Here is a 16,184-nt window from a genome sequence, read left to right as displayed (position 1 = left end):
GCGATTATTTTGGACTGTTCTATACCACGCTAAGTGAAATCGATTGGCATCTGGAAAAGACGCGAAGAAATTCAATTCTTCAATATGCGGCCCTTTCTGGCGGATCACATCAATTGCGGCTAATGTACGATGCTGCACTTAGGCAGTTACTTCGGCCTGGGGCGACGCTGTTGAATGCAGATATATAGACTGGGTTGGATAGGCAAAGCCGATACCTTGAGCCTGGAAGCGCTGAAAGATCGCCAGATTGATTGCCTGCTGAATGTCCATGTACAGGTTGTAGTCGGGGCTGCAGACATAATAGACCACTTCGAAGGTCAAGGCGAAGTCGCCGTAAGCTTTAAAGTGCGCACGGTCAAACCGCACTTGTTCCTGCGCTGTAATAATGTCTTGCAACATCAACGGAATTTGCGCTAATTGTTCGGCGAGAGTTTCATAGACCACACCAATTTGAAACACGACCCTTCGTTCACGCATACGCTGAAAATTACGTATGCGCGTATTGAGTAGATCACTGTTGGCGCAAATAATTTGCTCTCCATCCAGACTGCGAATCCGCGTGGTTTTAATGCCAATGTTTTCGACGCTACCAAGTATTTGGTCGAAAATAACAAAGTCACCGGCTAAAAAAGGTTTGTCCAACACGATCGACAGCGAGGCGAACAAGTCGCCCAAAATGCGTTGCAACGCTAACGCTACGGCAACACCGCCAATACCTAAGCCAGTTGCCAGCGCGGTAACGTCTATACCTAAGTTTTGTAGCATTAGCATGAACGCTATGGACCACACGACGCCTTGGCTGATGAAGTTGAAAATCGATAAGGCGCTTTTACTGGTGGCATCACGGCGAGCCTTGGCACCGAGGTAGCTTTGCATCCAGGTTTTAAAAAAATAATTCATCCAGACTGCGACCTGGAATATCAAGGCCACCATTGTCAAGTGTTTCAGATTTGCATGCGAGTCAGGATTCAGCGATAGCCAAAATACCGACACAAATACGGAGATCATAAGGAGGAAAAAGGTTGTGGTACGGCGTACGCTGGCAAAAAAGTGAGCGGCAATCGGCGAATCGCCCGCTTCAGCGTGTTTCTGCAGGCTTTTTACCAAGTAATTACGGGTGAATAACAAAAGAGAAAACAGGCCGATAGCCAATCCGGCCGCAGTCGCCCAATAGCCAAGACGATTGTCGTAAAGTTCATAATCCCAGGCCAATTGCAGCCATTCCCGCCAATTTCTGTGATTGGTTTTGTTAATGATTAGATCGATCAGTTTTTGCTGTAGGCGGCGACTGTTTTCCAAGAATATTTTTTGTTCTTGATAAGTCGCAATAATATCCGAGACGGATTGGTGCTGTTGCTTGATCCAGCGGACGACTCCAGCGCCGTTTTTATCCGTCAAAGCATTGTCCAGAGTGACCAATTGCTTCTGCCAATCATCCAGCCACAATGAAATTAAATGTTCATCTTGCTCCAAACCATCTAGTCGTTCCGTTGCCTGTTTTTTCCATTTCAACCAATTGGAGGCTTTCTCTAAATTGTTGAACACCACATAGCCTTGTTGCCAAGCGGTTTTCCGATTTTCCAATCCTCGAATGCGCTGTTGAAGTAGCTCGATTTGGACTTTAATAGCTTCATCGGCCAGACGTTTTGCTTCCACTTCATAAGTCAACATGTCGTGGTGATCGGGCGAAGCGTTAAATAGTCGACGTTGCGCATCCACTAGACTATTGGCCGCCGCGTTCTGTTGCTGCCGGGCTTTTAACAATCGGCGTTCGAGGTTGAAACGGTCTTTCTCGATACTCTGTAATTGATTATTGAGTTCGGCCTCGGTAAACACCGCGTGCCGCTCCAACAATTTTATCCGCTTAACGAGCCATTGTTCCTGCTGGGCATAGGCTTGCAGCGCTATCTTGGCGTTAGTTTCCTGGATTTCTCGCAAGCGTAAGGTTTGTTGGGCCAGGACTAATTGCGCATTGTTTAATGTCAACGGCGACTGCAAGTCGGAAGTATCGGAATCGGCACTAGTAACACCATCAGTTGGGGCTCGTTTATCCTGAAGGTCATTTTTGGCCTGTGCGAGTAACGTCTGACTTTGGCCGAGTTTGGCTTTAAGCACCAATTTGCGATTTGCCAAGCCACTGAGTTCCTCATGCGTGCGCACGAGTTCCAAAAACGAAGTGGATTCTGTGTTGCCGGAAACGTTTAATTCTGAAATATCCTCTTGGTACTGCTTTTCTTCCGCCGCCAAAATTTCTTTGTTTTTCAAAGCGACGGTTTGGAGCCGATAGATTTCGTTTAGTTGCGTTAACACAGGCAATAAGCGTTCGGCTGTTTGCCTTTTTAAAGGCGATGTAAGTTCTACTTGAAGATTGCGGATTTGTTCCGCCAGTCGGTCGCGTGCCGCTTTTACTGTGTTTGTTTGCTCCGCCTCAATACTGATTGGATTTGCCTCGCTACTTTCTGGCTGGCTATTCGAGGTTTGAGCCTGAGCATATTGGGCGCTCAAAAGAAAAAACAAGCTCAAACAGTAGAACCATGAAGTATGCTGAAAAACCCGCATTAAAACGTATTGCATGTTGTCTCCTGCGTTTTGTCGAACGAAGGGATAGGCTAACATCAAATGATGTTTTACTGACAAAAAGGCAGACAGGCCCGTGACTTATGAACCCAGACAAAACCAAGTAAGTAGTTCGAAATCACGTTACATTTCGACAGGCAAAAAACGGGGGGGCGCGGTGAGTTGGAGCTGAATGGACGGCCTCTTCTAGGCAGTAGAAACGATTTCGTATATGCGTATGAACAGAAAACCCAACCTGGTAAGTGGTGGAAAAAACATCCTACCAACCCCATGCTGCTTGCTGTCAGGCACAGGGTCGGCGGATAAAGGTTTATCGATTCATGCCATTGCCCATCCAGGCACCCGCGGCCGCGCCGATCCCGGCCCCCAATGGGTCGCCTTTACTCATTTCGTAACCCACGGCGCTGCCCAGCGCTCCACCCACCAAACCGCTGGTACTGCGTTGATCGTAACTTTGGTAGCGTGGCGCGGGTAGCGGCGCGGGCACATATTGCACGACCCGTTCGGGATAATAAACCCGCTCGACTTCCACGTAACGATCATGGCCGTGATGCCCGTGGTGCTTATGATGACCATGTCCGTGACCATCGGCCAAAGCAAGCGATGGAAACAACAAACTTGCGATCAGGATCTTCCCCAATTTGAACATTACGATTCTCTCCCAGCTAGAAAAATTAAGATGGGACAGATTCTAAATGAACAATGCTTAATAACTAATTAACAACAGATTAAAAAAACATTAAATCCGCCGGTCTAAAACCCCCGGATCGGCGGCTTATTGATAGGTCAATTGGTTTGCATTAAACCATCGAGAGTCAAGCCACAGCTTGGCACAAAAGCCTGCATAAAAAACACCACTTCCGGTTGTTGTAAATCGCGGATGTTTTTAGCTAACTGTTCCGCGGCTATCTCAAACTCGGTATTGCCGGCTTTTAATTCCGCCTGGCATTTCAGATAAGCGGAAATTTTATCGGCCGCTTTAATGATCTGCCGGTTTACCGCTGGTAATTGCTCGTGCTGAATCAAGGGTTCAAAATCCGCTTGTAGCGCATCCGGCAACAGTTTCAGCAATTCGACTTCAGCCTGATGCTCGATACTTTTATAGGCATGCATAATAGCCGGAGAGTGATATTTGATCGGCGTGGGTAAATCGCCGGTGATGACCTCGGTAATGTCATGATACAAAGCCGCCGTTGCAATGGCATTGGCATCGACCTGGCCATCGAAATAGCGGTTCTTGATCAAGGCCAGGGTATGTGCTATCACTGCCACTTCCCAACTATGTTCCATGACATTTTCATCTAAGGCATTGCGCTTTAAACCCCAGCGTTTGATCCATCTCAGCCGGGATAAATAGGCGTAAAAACTGCTTTTAACGCTAGTATGAGGCATAAAATTTAACCATCCGTAAACTGTTTAAACAAGACTTGAACGCGTTTAACGCTAGTCCAAGCCGCCATTAAAATGTAAAGCCGGGACGGCGCCGGCGGCGCGGCGCACTATTGACCGCACACGCCATTTGCATCTCAATGATGTCGGCAATCAGCCGGTAAAGGATACAGCGTTAGCCAGACTTGCGCATCACCGGGGAGCAAGTTGTTAGCTGCTAGTTTGGGCGGTGTCAGCGAACCCACGGGGAAAATGGTTTCGGCTTTAAATACCAGGACTTTTTCCACCCCGGCCACGCAAGACTTAAAACCAAAACGCAAAAAAACCGCCTGCAGATCGTCCGAATACGCCGATTGATTTAGCAGCGCCGTGACTATCTGATTTTCATGTCGATACGGTTTGACCGGTCGACCGCGCCGTCGATCCCAACCCGATGAATTCGCGGCCGCTCTAGCTAAAGCCCGCGACCATTGCGGGTAGTTCATCAATCGCCCCAAACTGACGGAGCTGATGGGCGATGAATTTTTCGCTAAAAAAACAGCCAACCCTTTCTGCAACAGCTTACTTAAAGAAACCATTGATAAATCGCAGTCACTTCTAACCATCAACAGACCGGGCTCTGTAGATCGCCGCTCAATCCGGGCCTCGCACTCAGGTAAAGCCAATCTAAAAACCTCATCGGCGCATGCGAGCTTCGCCCCCAGTAACACAAACAATAACCAGAATATTTTCATAGCGAATAATAACGAGCAGAGACCAAAAATTTCGAATTATGTTCAGCCGACTTTATTTCAAATAAAGAAATAAACAATGCATTAATGGATGCATTGTAAATTATTTGATTAGGATTATAGTTAAGTCGACTTCAAATTTTGACTGCCAATCAGGCAAGGACTCAACCATGAAACTCAGAAACAATTTCTTTAGAGATATCTTCACCGGCATATTATTTACTAGCGGTATATTTGGTTTCATGTCAGGGGAGTTTGTCTTGTCTACCGTATTGTTTGGCGCGGCTTCTCTTTCCAGTAACCTGAATTTAAGCCACGGTATCGAAGTTTGACCGGTTTTGCACGACCCTCGTTGTTTACCCCGCAGTACCTAAAGCTCTGCCCACTCCACAGCCCGCATTATCTTGCATAATACGGGCTTTTTTTGTGCACCCTTATGGCACACATCGTCAATATTCGTTATTTACCACGAACGCTGTAAATAACATAAGCTGCAAAAGTCATGGTCAAAATATAAATAGCCGTTGAAATCATGGTTTATCCTGGTTGTTTGATAAGTTTCCTCTACCTTATAACAGAACTGTATATTAGTACGGCAAGATTATTTTCGTAATCCCGCCAAACTCCACCGGCTAATTTCCACCCCCTGCGGCCGCATCAAACGCCGGTTACTTTTGACGACGACCCGCACCTGCTTTTAGCCGGACTCAGTCCATCCGCACTGGACGGCGTTTGGCCCTCCAAGCGCCGGGTTGCGATGCGAACAGTCCGGAACATTTTACGCCGCAAAACCGGCAACTGCCTTCACCATCCAGATTCCAATCGGACAACACATACCAATCCCGGCCGATCAATAATTCGCCGCATGCATGACAATAGGTGCTTTCGGCTTGCTTGTCGTGTACATTGCCCACATAGGCGTAACGCACGCCATTTTTGATGGCGATAGACCTAGCCCGCAGCAATGAAGAAACCGGCGTGCATGGTTTGTCGGTCATTTTCCAATCCGGATGAAATGCGCTGAAATGTATCGGCACTTCGGAGCCCAGATTTTCCACCACCCATTGCGTCATGGCCTCCAGCTCGGCATCCGAATCGTTTTCGCCAGGAATGATCAGCGTGGTCAGCTCGAACCAAACCTGCGTTTCATGTTTTAAATATTGTAACGTTTCCAGAACCGGCTGCAGATGACCACCGGTAATTTTGTAGTAAAAATCTTCACTAAAGGCTTTCAAATCGATATTGGCGGCATCCATCCACTGATAAAACTCGGCGCGTGGCTCAGGGCAAACATAGCCGGCACTAACCGCCACCGACTTCAACCCCAATTCCCGGCAGGCCTGAGCGGTATCGATGGCATATTCATGAAAGATTACCGGATCATTATAGGTATACGCCACACTGCTGCAGCCTTGCTCCAGCGCTGTTTTGGCGATTATATCCGGCTCCGCGCGACTCATTAAAGTGTCCATTTCCCGGGATTTACTGATATCCCAGTTTTGACAGAATTTGCAAGCCAGATTACAGCCCGCAGTGCCGAAGGAAAAAATTGCCGAGCCTGGCAAGAAGTGATTCAGGGGTTTTTTCTCGATCGGATCGATGGCAAAGCCACTGGAACGGCCATAACTGGTCATCACAATTTGACTACCCAGGTTTTGCCTTACGAAACACAAACCTCGTTGGCCTTCGTGCAATTTGCAAAATCGCGGGCACACATCGCATTGCACCCGGCCATCTTCAAGCAAATGCCAATACTTGGTGGTTACAGTATCATGAGCAATAAAACGGGTCATACAGACCTCCTGCCGGATTTGCGAGGCGGCTACAGATGGCTTATTCCCTTAACCTATCGGCAACGCCGGGATTTCCGAGCCAATAATCATAAAAATCAATCAGCGTAAATAATTGATCCGCCGTTAAAATTCGGAAGAATTTTCCCGTTTACCGGGATAGTTTGTTGTAACATATCGGACCTTAAACAGCACATAAAAATGCACCGGTATTTCTTAGGAGGTAGAGGTCATGAATAGAGCACCCGCCGTGGCCGGCAGTTTTTATCCAAACGACGCCGCAACCTTAAGCGATATGCTGAACGGTTTTTTAGACCACGCAGCCAGTGACGGGCATGCCCCCAAAGCCATCGTTGTGCCTCATGCCGGCTATATTTATTCCGGCCCGATTGCCGCCAGCGCCTATGCACGCTTAAAACCCGCCCGCGACAGTATCAGCAGGGTGGTATTGATAGGACCTTCGCACCGGGTAGCCTTTCAAGGCCTGGCTGTCAGCGCCGCCGATACCTTTAGCACCCCGCTAGGCAGCGTGGCTATCGATCAGTCCGCCATCCAGCAATTACAACAGCTGCCATTCGTGGGTTATCTGGAGCAGGCCCATGCCCTGGAGCATAGCCTGGAGGTGCACCTGCCTTTCTTGCAACAAACCCTGACCGACTTCAAACTGGTGCCGATTGTGGCCGGTGATGCCAGCCCGCACCAAGTCAGCCAGGTGTTGGACATACTCTGGGGCGGCGACGAAACCTTAATCGTCATCAGCTCGGATTTAAGCCATTATCACGATTACACCACTTCTCAAAAGCTCGACAGGCATACCAGCGAGCTGATCGAAACGCTCGATTATCAAGCGATATCGTCCGCTGCAGCTTGCGGCAGGGTGCCTGTCAGTGGCCTGCTAAAACTGCTACGGGAAAAATCGCTGCATATTAAAACCATAGATCTTAGAAACTCCGGCGATACCGCCGGCGACAAATACCGTGTAGTGGGTTACGGCGCTTATGTCGTTGAATGATTCGCAAAAAGTGGAGCTACTGAAACTGGCCAGAGCCTCCATTCAAGAGGGGTTAAAGTCTGGTCATCCGCTGCAAATAGATTTGCATCAATACGACCCGGCGTTAGCGCTAAAGCGGGCCAGCTTTGTCACATTGGAACACGGCGGGCAATTACGCGGCTGCATCGGCATGCTGGAAGCCATCAGACCCTTAGTCGAAGATATTGCCGAAAACGCCTTTGCAGCCGCCTTTCGCGACCCGCGCTTTCCGCCGCTGACTGAACACGAATATGCCGATCTTGATGTGCACATTTCCATTTTACATCCCGCCGAAGCAATCCATTTCGTTTCAGAACAGCACCTCATCGCCCAATTGCAACCCGGCATCGATGGCTTGATTCTGCAGGAAGGTTACCGGCGCGGTACCTTTTTACCTTCCGTTTGGGAACAATTGCCCGATCCGGCGCAGTTCTTACGCCACCTCAAACAAAAAGCCGGCCTGCCAGCCGACTACTGGTCCGATACCCTGAAAATATCTCGTTACCGTACGGAAATGTTTTCCTGATCAGCGCACGAGCCGTACTAAATTGAAAATAATGCCGAAAGCAGCGACAGCGCCTTGTTTGTCAAGCACTGCGGACACTATAATAGCGGAATTTTTACCCCTATAGCCCTTGTAATCGCCGTTCTACCGGGGGCCAATATTTTTGCTTCGTAACTATCGACATGACAGAAAACCCGAATTTCAAACCCTGCGACCTAGTGATATATGGCGCGCTGGGCGACTTATCCAAACGAAAACTACTGATTTCGTTATATCGTTTGGAAAAACACCACCTCATCAAAGCGGATACCCGCATCATCGGGGTCGATCGCCTGGACGAAACCAGCGACAGCTTCGTGGAAATAGCGCATAAGAGTTTGCAGGCGTTTTTGAACACCGATATCAACGACAGCATCTGGCAACGTTTTGCCCAACGCTTGTCTTACTTGAAAATCGACCTGACTCAGCCCGAACAATACAAACAACTGAACAAAGTGGTTGACCCTGAAAATCACGTCATGGTGAATTACTTTGCGGTATCGCCATTACTGTTCAAAAGCATTTGCCACGGCCTGCACAGCAGTGGCGTGCTGACTGCCGAATCGCGCATAGTGATGGAGAAACCCATCGGCCACGACCTGAAATCGTCTGCGGAAATTAACGATGTCGTGGCGCAGGTTTTCCATGAAAATCAGGTGTATCGGATCGACCATTACCTGGGCAAAGAAACCGTATTAAATCTGTTGGCCTTGCGTTTCGCCAATTCATTGTTCTACACCTGCTGGAACCATAACACCATCGACCACATCCAAATTACCGTTGGCGAAGATATTGGCATTGAAGGCCGCTGGGATTATTTCGATAAAACCGGCCAATTGCGCGATATGCTGCAAAATCATTTGCTGCAGATTCTGACTTTCGTCACCATGGAGCCGCCGACCAACCTGTCCGCTGAAAGCATACACATGGAGAAAATCAAGCTGCTTAAAGCGCTGCGCCCGATTACTTATCTGAATGTCGAAGAAAAAACCGTACGCGGCCAATATACCTCCGGCTATATTCAGGGCCAACCGGTACCCGGTTATTTGGAAGAAGAAGGCGCCAACACCGAAAGCACGACCGAAAGCTTTGTGGCTATTCGGGTGGATATCGATAACTGGCGTTGGTCAGGTGTACCCATTTACATGCGCACCGGCAAACGCATGCCAAACAAACGCACCGAGATCGTCGTCAACTTTAAAAATCTGCCGCACAATATTTTTAGAGATAGTTTTCCTGAATTGCCGGCCAACAAGCTGGTCATTCATTTACAGCCCAATGAAGGCGTTGATGTGATGGTACTAAATAAGATTCCGGGTATTGACGGCCTGATTAAATTACAACAAACCAAGCTGGATTTGAGTTTTTCCGAAGCTTTTAAGAAAAGCCGTATCTTCGGTGGTTATGAAAAACTGATTCTGGAAGCCCTTCGCGGCAACAACACTTTATTTTTAAGTCGAGAGGAAATCGAACAAGCCTGGACCTGGGTGGATTCCATCCAGGATGCCTGGCAACACAACCATACCCCACCCAAACCCTACCCGGCGGGTAACTGGGGCCCTGTGGCAGCAGTTGCATTACTGGCCCGCGATGGGCGTGCCTGGGAAGAATAACAACTACCATCCTTATTGAGAGAATAACGATCATGGTTAAAGAATTCTTTTTTGAACAGCATACTCACCTGTTTACCGCATTGGTTGCAGAGTGTCAGGACGTGCTATCAGAAGCCATTAGCAAACACGGCGCCGCTACGCTATTGGTTTCGGGCGGCAATACCCCCGCGCCGTTGTATGAGGCATTGTCAAAATCCGAACTAAACTGGAAAAAAATCAAAATTGCCCTGGTCGACGAACGCTGGGTCGATCAGGACCATCCTGCCAGTAATGAAGCACTGATCAAGCGCACTCTATTGATTAACAACGCCAAGGCCGCCGAGTTTACCGGCATGAAAAACACGGCCAAAACAGCCTCGGCAGGCCAAAGCGACACGGAAACCCGCTACCGCAAATTACCCCAACCATTTAGCCTGGCAATTGTGGGTATGGGCCCGGACGGCCATACCGCCTCGCTGTTTCCGCGCGCCAAAGGCTTGAGCGGCGCCCTCAAAAGCGATAACGACAACCTGACCGCGGCGATTACCGCCAACCAAAGTGAAGTGACCGGCCCCAATACCGAACGCCTGACACTGACTTTGACCGGTTTGTTAAAGGCCGACCGGATAGTCATTTTGTTTACCGGGGAAGACAAACTGGCTGTGTTCGGCGAAGCACAAAAACCCGGCCCGGTGGAAGACATGCCGATTCGCGCACTACTGCATCAGCAGCAAGTACCAATCGAACTGTATTGGGCGCCTTGAACGGAAACGATCAACCGGCCTCCGGAAAACCAAAATTGAGTTGGCCGCCGCGGGTGATTTTGGATACACTTCAGCGCCGTTTAAGCCATTAGTATTATCCTGCCCACTTTTTCTAACGGGATGCCCCCTATGAAATCCGACATGTTGACCCCATCGCCCCGTAATTTACAGTTGGATTTCTTTCGAGGGCTGGCTTTGATGATCATTTTCATCAACCACATGCCTTTTAACCCGTGGTTTGCTTACACACCCTCGCGCCTGGGACCCAGTGATGCCGCCGAAACATTCGTGTTTTTATCGGGGTTTGCCGCCGCCATCGCGTTTGGACGCACCTTTAAGCAAGCAGGAATCGCACTGGGTTCCATAAGGGTTTTATTCCGCTGTAGTCAAATTTACCTCGCGCATCTGGTCTCGTTTTTATTAATGAGCACCTTGGTGGTCATCGTGACATCCTGGGATGCCACGCATGCCACCTGGCACCTCGATAAACTAAAATACTTCTTCGACCACACCCCACAGGCACTCCTAGCACTGGCCAGCCTCAAATACGTGCCTAATTTCATAGACATCTTGCCGATGTATCTGGTTATTTTGCTCTGGCTACCGATGGTATGGGCGTTATCGCGTATTCATGTGATTCTGGCCCTGGGATTTTCAGTATCGCTTTATGTCGCGGCTCTCTATTTCGGCTGGGAACTTACCGCCGACCCCTCTACCGGCCGTGTCTGGTATTTCAATCCTTTCTGCTGGCAATTGGTTTTTTTTACCGGTTTTGCTTTTAGCAGTGGCTGGTTACCGATCCCCCCATATCGGCATAGCCTAATGATGCTATGTATGGCGTATGTGATTTTTTGCTATCCGCTGGAAAACGCATTCGGATACAACCGTCTACCCTGGTTTGCAGCTGTTCGTGAACAATGGGAGCCTCTGTTGAATAAAAACCATCTGGGTGTTTTACGTTACCTGCACTTTCTGGCCATGACCTACCTGTTAAGCCATTTTATGCGCAAACACGCTCATTGGTTAGAATCCAAGCCGGCGCGCGAAGTCATTGCCTTGGGTCGGCAATCGTTACCCATATTTATCCTCGGCATCTGCCTGTCGTTTTTGGGTGGGGTATTATTGGAAGGCTCTCATGCCGATTTTATCGATAGTCTCTGGGTTAATCTGGCCGGTTTAGGCTTGATGGTATTGAGTGCAAGACTACTGAACTGGTTGGACCAAAAACCTTGGAAAAACCTCGCCCAGCCCGCCATCAACCAGGACTGGTCAAAGCAAGCCATAATAGTTTTCTCGTTGCTGATATTAACCCTCGCCCCGCTGCAACTCCTGCAATCACCATCCCCGGATTTGAGTATGGCTGCCGCACCACTTGTCGCCGAACCGGATTTAGCGATTGGAGGATTAGAAGATTTAGCGGTCAGCGCCGATCTTTTGAATGCCGAACAAGTGACCTTCACCCCCCTGGAAACGGCCATTGAATTACCCGAAACTCTCTGACACCTTTCATTTTGTCCCGCTTTTGCGAATTTCTGGAGACAGCTTTAAATGCATCCTGTAATAGAAACCGTCACACAACAAATTATTGAACGCAGCAGGGAAAGCCGCGCTGCTTATTTAGCTCGCGTCGATGCCGCCATAACCTCTGGTCCGCAACGTACCAACCTGCCTTGCGGCAATCTGGCCCACGGCTTTGCCGTCTGCTCGTCCGTGGAAAAGGATGCACTCTCGCATGCGGTAAAAGCCAACGTCGGCATCGTTTCGGCCTATAACGACATGCTGTCGGCCCACGAACCTTACCAGCATTATCCCGAGCTAATTAAACAGGCCGTGCGCGAAGTCGGTGGCGTGGCCCAATTCGCCGGCGGTGTACCCGCCATGTGCGACGGCGTCACGCAGGGCATGCCGGGCATGGAAATGTCATTGTTCAGCCGCGACGTCATCGCCATGTCCGCCGCTATCGGCTTGAGCCATAACATGTTCGATGCCGCCTTGTTTTTGGGGGTTTGCGACAAAATCGTTCCAGGCTTATTGATCGGCGCCTTGAGTTTCGGTCATTTGCCCGCCGTTTTCGTACCGGCCGGCCCCATGACCAGCGGCCTGTCCAACAAGGACAAATCCCGTGCCCGGCAAAAGTTCGCCGACGGCAAGATCGGCGAAAAAGAACTGCTGGAATCCGAATCTAAATCCTACCACAGCCCCGGCACCTGTACGTTTTACGGCACCGCCAACAGCAACCAGATGATGGTGGAAATCATGGGCCTGCACCTGCCCGGCAGTTCCTTCGTCAACCCATATACGCCGCTGCGCGACGAGTTGACCAAAGCCGCCGCCAAACAAGTGTTGAAATTCACCGCGCAGGGTAACGACTTTAGACCGATTGCGCATGTGGTCGACGAAAAAGCCATCGTCAACGCCATCATCGGCTTACTGGCCACCGGCGGTTCAACCAATCACACCATCCATTTGGTTGCGATTGCCCGCGCGGCCGGCATCATCATCAACTGGGACGACTTCGATAATTTATCCAAATCCATTCCATTGCTGACCAAGATTTACCCGAACGGCCCGGCCGACGTCAACCAGTTCCAATCCGCCGGCGGCATGAGCTTGCTGATTCGCGAATTATTAGAGCATGGTTTATTGCATGGCGATGTGCTGACTATCGGCGATCAACACGGCATGTCGCAGTACAGCCAAGTTCCGACATTAATCGATGGGCAATTGCAATGGCAGGAAGGTCCAAGCGCTTCATTGGACCCCGAGGTGATCGCCAGCGCCGACCAACCATTCGCCACCGGCGGCGGTCTGCATGTGATGCACGGCAACCTGGGCCGCGGCGTATCCAAAATCTCCGCGGTAGCCGAGAAGCATCAAGTCGTAACCGCGCCTGCCATGGTGTTCGACGACCAGCTGGAGGTAGTGGCGGCCTTCAAACGCGGCGAGCTGGAAAAAGACCTCATCGTCGTGTTGCGCTTCCAGGGCCCAAAAGCCAACGGAATGCCGGAATTACATAAGTTGACGCCCATTTTAGGTTTGTTGCAGGACAGAGGCTTTCACGTGGCATTGATCACCGACGGCCGCATGTCCGGCGCCTCCGGCAAAGTGCCGTCCGCCATCCACATGTGGCCGGAATGCATAGACGGCGGCCCGCTGGCCAAAGTACGCGACGGCGATATCATTGCCTTGAATACTCAGACCGGCGAAGTGAATGTGCAAGTCGATCCCGCAGAATTCGAGGCTCGCGTCGCGGAACCCAACCATGCTACCGGCCACCACTTCGGTATGGGCCGCGAATTGTTCGGCGCCATGCGCGCGCAGGCGTCGAGCGCGGAAACCGGCGCCACCAATTTGTTTTTCGTGGATTAATTACAATAACAACAACGATGGATTTTTAACAGGCGACAGCGTAGCGCGACCTAATCCATCTCTCAAAGCCATCTTCGTTGGGTTACGCTATGCTGTGCCCTATGGGTAAACCCAACCACCGTTATCGAGATTTAGACATGACCGTATCAATCAATCAAGTAATGACCACCTCGCCGGTAATGCCGGTAATGGTGATCAACCAAATCGAACAAGCCGTACCGCTGGCCCGCGCCTTGGTCGACGGCGGCCTGAAAGTCTTGGAAATCACCTTGCGTACGCCGGTAGCGCTGGAATGCATCCGCCGTATCAAAGCGGAAGTTCCCAACGCCATCGTCGGCGCCGGCACCATCATTAATACCCAAACACTGCATCAAGCCATAGATGCCGGCGCCCAATTTATTGTCAGCCCCGGCATCACCGCCAGTCTGCTGGATGCTTCCCTGACCTGCGGCGTGCCGATACTGCCCGGTGTCGCCACTTCCAGTGAAGTGATGCGCCTGTTGGAAAAAGGTATTACAGCGATGAAATTCTTCCCGGCGGAAGCGGCCGGCGGCATCCCCATGCTGAAATCGTTCGGCGGCCCACTACCACAAGTCACCTTCTGCCCTACCGGTGGCGTCAATCCGAAAAATGCACCGGATTATCTGGCCTTGAGCAACGTGGCTTGCGTGGGCGGCTCTTGGATGGCGCCGGCGGATTTAGTCGATGCCGGCGATTGGGCGGAAATCACCCGCCGGGCGATGGAAGCGGCAGCCTTGAAAAAATAAGCACTATGGGTGGATAGCCCTGTGCTGTCCACCGTTTTCGCCCAGCAGCTAAACAGCCTATGTTTACGCTATTTCGAAATACCTTGTATATCCGCATCCAACCGGAACGAATCGCTATTTTACATGTTGAATCGGACCGCGAATTAATCGATATCCCCGCCCCGGCGGTCGAAATGAAAGGCAAACAATCCAACATTGTTGCTGTCGGCCAAGCCGCTATTGCGCTGACCGGCAAAACTGATATTTCCGTCCGCAATGGCTTCCGGCATCCCCGCACCTTACTCGCCGACTTTAGCTATGCCGATAGAGCCTTGCGGTATTTGGTAAAGCAAGCCCTGCCAAAATCCTGGTTGGTTACTTCGCCCATTATCATCATGCACCCACAAGCGTTGTTGGAAGGCGGTTTAACAGCTATCGAAACCCGCGCATTTGCCGAACTCGGCGCGTCGGCGGGTGCCAGACGCGTGTATGGTTGGGTGGGTGCGGAATTAACGCGGGAAGAACTGATTGCATTAAATTTTTCATGTTTAGAGGGGCAATTGCTTTTTCCATGGCAAGCGCCAAGCGATACCTGAACGCAAACCTAATTCTATCCAAACCCGGACATTAACCGGACTTTCCTTTTCCCTGATATAGAATAAGGTTATATTAGTCGTGAAACATTAACCCCTTCGTTTCTAACCTGTACATCCGCTTTAACCTAAGATGGAGACTCGAACAATGACCTGGAAGAACTCAAATCTCCGCTACGGCTCGATAAGCATCGCCCTGCACTGGCTGATATTCATTTTGATTGCCGCCGCCTACAGCTTCATCCTGCTGCGGGAAGTTTTCCCCAAGGACAGCGATCCGCGGGAAACCATGAAAGTCCTACATTTCATGCTGGGTTTATCGGTATTGCTACTGGTTTTACCGCGCATTGCAATGCGCTTTATGGGTTCTGTCCCTGCAATCACGCCTGAACCGCCAGCCTGGCAACACTCGGCAGCACGAATGACGCATCTGGCACTCTATGCGTTTATGGTCGTAATGCCCCTACTCGGTTGGCTGATGCTGAGCGCGGCCGGCAAGCCAATTCCTTTTTACGGCTTACAGCTACCGGCATTAATCAATGAAGATAAAGAGCTAGCTAAATTCATCAAAGAAATTCACGAAACGCTCGGCGAAATCGGCTATTACCTGATCGGCTTACATGTTCTGGCGGCGCTGTATCACCACTTTATCCAGCGTGATAACAGTTTGCTCAACATGCTACCAGCGACATTAGCCATTCGTTTAAAGCTTAAACAAAATTAGCAACCATGACTTCCGGAAACGAATTCAAATTATTGGCGGGCTCGGCATTATCATTCACAACCGAATACGGGGCTAGCAAGCTAGGTTCGCACGCCAAATTGACGCTGATGCGCAAGCCACATCATGTTATCAACGCCAAAACCTGGATGTAGCAGAACGGAATCGCGGGTACTCGTGGTAAAATTTCCGGCACAAACAACCGACAAAGCAGGCAAACATGAAAGCAAATATTGGTTTAATCGGTCTGGCCGTGATGGGTCAAAACCTGGTATTGAACATGAACGATCACGGTTTCAAAGTGGCGGTCTACAACCGCACCACCAGCAAAGTCGACG

18 protein-coding genes are annotated in these 16,184 nt (G+C 50.1%); 13 read left to right on the top strand and 5 right to left on the bottom strand.

The genetic code is table 11. From position 1 onward, the window contains the following. Positions 1 to 138 precede the first annotated feature (138 nt). The 4 genes from M0R33_RS14240 to M0R33_RS14225 all read right to left on the bottom strand — a co-directional run bounded on the left by M0R33_RS14240 (position 139) and on the right by M0R33_RS14225 (position 4,451). The gene (locus M0R33_RS14240; protein WP_292570445.1) at positions 139 to 2,574 is read right to left on the bottom strand and encodes a mechanosensitive ion channel domain-containing protein; all 2,436 of its coding nucleotides are present in this window, start codon (positions 2,572 to 2,574) and stop codon (positions 139 to 141) included. Positions 2,575 to 2,887: 313 nt separating this feature from the next. Next, positions 2,888 to 3,226 (bottom strand): glycine zipper 2TM domain-containing protein, encoded by a 339-nt coding sequence (locus M0R33_RS14235; protein WP_292570443.1) that lies wholly within the window; start codon positions 3,224 to 3,226, stop codon positions 2,888 to 2,890. Between the two features lie 137 nt (positions 3,227 to 3,363). Continuing rightward, positions 3,364 to 3,969: a 5'-deoxynucleotidase gene (gene yfbR, locus M0R33_RS14230; protein WP_292570441.1), complete on the bottom strand. Its 606-nt coding sequence runs from the start codon at positions 3,967 to 3,969 to the stop codon at positions 3,364 to 3,366. A 134-nt stretch (positions 3,970 to 4,103) separates the two neighbouring features. Beyond that, positions 4,104 to 4,451 carry a hypothetical protein gene (locus M0R33_RS14225; protein WP_292570439.1) on the bottom strand — a complete coding sequence of 116 codons (348 nt, stop codon included), beginning with the start codon at positions 4,449 to 4,451 and terminating at the stop codon, positions 4,104 to 4,106. Positions 4,452 to 4,476: 25 nt separating this feature from the next. Here M0R33_RS14225 and M0R33_RS14220 point away from each other — a divergent pair, with 25 nt between their 5' ends. Next, positions 4,477 to 4,773, top strand: a complete 297-nt coding sequence (locus tag M0R33_RS14220) for a hypothetical protein (protein ID WP_292570437.1) — start codon at positions 4,477 to 4,479, stop codon at positions 4,771 to 4,773. A 94-nt stretch (positions 4,774 to 4,867) separates the two neighbouring features. Beyond that, entirely contained in the window at positions 4,868 to 5,029 is a 162-nt protein-coding gene (locus tag M0R33_RS14215) for a hypothetical protein (RefSeq protein ID WP_292570435.1), read from the top strand. A 375-nt stretch (positions 5,030 to 5,404) separates the two neighbouring features. Here M0R33_RS14215 and amrS read toward each other — a convergent pair whose 3' ends face one another. After that, positions 5,405 to 6,490: an AmmeMemoRadiSam system radical SAM enzyme gene (gene amrS / locus M0R33_RS14210; RefSeq protein WP_292570433.1), complete on the bottom strand. Its 1,086-nt coding sequence runs from the start codon at positions 6,488 to 6,490 to the stop codon at positions 5,405 to 5,407. A 229-nt stretch (positions 6,491 to 6,719) separates the two neighbouring features. Between amrS and amrB the strand changes: the two genes are divergently transcribed. The 11 genes from amrB to M0R33_RS14155 form a co-directional block, all read left to right on the top strand. Continuing rightward, entirely contained in the window at positions 6,720 to 7,499 is a 780-nt protein-coding gene (gene amrB / locus M0R33_RS14205; protein WP_292570431.1) for an AmmeMemoRadiSam system protein B, read from the top strand. Beyond that, positions 7,486 to 8,043 carry an AmmeMemoRadiSam system protein A gene (amrA, locus tag M0R33_RS14200; RefSeq protein WP_292570429.1) on the top strand — a complete coding sequence of 186 codons (558 nt, stop codon included), beginning with the start codon at positions 7,486 to 7,488 and terminating at the stop codon, positions 8,041 to 8,043. Before amrB ends, amrA begins: the two co-directional genes overlap by 14 nt. Before the next feature lie 161 nt (positions 8,044 to 8,204). Then, complete coding sequence (gene zwf, locus M0R33_RS14195) at positions 8,205 to 9,674, top strand: glucose-6-phosphate dehydrogenase (RefSeq protein ID WP_292570426.1); 1,470 nt, start codon at positions 8,205 to 8,207, stop codon at positions 9,672 to 9,674. A gap of 32 nt (positions 9,675 to 9,706) precedes the next feature. After that, positions 9,707 to 10,417 (top strand): 6-phosphogluconolactonase, encoded by a 711-nt coding sequence (gene pgl / locus M0R33_RS14190; protein WP_292570423.1) that lies wholly within the window; start codon positions 9,707 to 9,709, stop codon positions 10,415 to 10,417. 129 nt (positions 10,418 to 10,546) lie between these two features. Continuing rightward, entirely contained in the window at positions 10,547 to 11,917 is a 1,371-nt protein-coding gene (locus M0R33_RS14185; protein WP_292570421.1) for an OpgC domain-containing protein, read from the top strand. 48 nt (positions 11,918 to 11,965) lie between these two features. Further along, entirely contained in the window at positions 11,966 to 13,786 is a 1,821-nt protein-coding gene (gene edd, locus M0R33_RS14180; protein ID WP_292570419.1) for a phosphogluconate dehydratase, read from the top strand. A gap of 137 nt (positions 13,787 to 13,923) precedes the next feature. Beyond that, positions 13,924 to 14,553, top strand: a complete 630-nt coding sequence (locus M0R33_RS14175) for a bifunctional 4-hydroxy-2-oxoglutarate aldolase/2-dehydro-3-deoxy-phosphogluconate aldolase (protein ID WP_292570416.1) — start codon at positions 13,924 to 13,926, stop codon at positions 14,551 to 14,553. 59 nt (positions 14,554 to 14,612) lie between these two features. Further along, entirely contained in the window at positions 14,613 to 15,128 is a 516-nt protein-coding gene (locus tag M0R33_RS14170; RefSeq protein ID WP_292570412.1) for a rod shape-determining protein, read from the top strand. A gap of 145 nt (positions 15,129 to 15,273) precedes the next feature. Next, positions 15,274 to 15,849 (top strand): cytochrome b, encoded by a 576-nt coding sequence (locus M0R33_RS14165; RefSeq protein ID WP_292570409.1) that lies wholly within the window; start codon positions 15,274 to 15,276, stop codon positions 15,847 to 15,849. Between the two features lie 5 nt (positions 15,850 to 15,854). Continuing rightward, positions 15,855 to 16,001, top strand: coding sequence for a hypothetical protein (locus M0R33_RS14160; RefSeq protein ID WP_292570405.1), 147 nt, complete (start codon positions 15,855 to 15,857; stop codon positions 15,999 to 16,001). A 65-nt stretch (positions 16,002 to 16,066) separates the two neighbouring features. Further along, positions 16,067 to 16,184 (top strand): NAD(P)-binding domain-containing protein (locus M0R33_RS14155; protein ID WP_292570683.1); only part of this gene is annotated, 118 nt, incomplete at its 3' end.

The organism is Methylomonas sp. (assembly GCF_023228165.1).
Taxonomy (GTDB): domain Bacteria; phylum Pseudomonadota; class Gammaproteobacteria; order Methylococcales; family Methylomonadaceae; genus Methylomonas.
The sequence above is the reverse complement of the archived record's forward strand: the minus strand, read 5'-3'. Positions and strand labels throughout refer to the sequence as shown.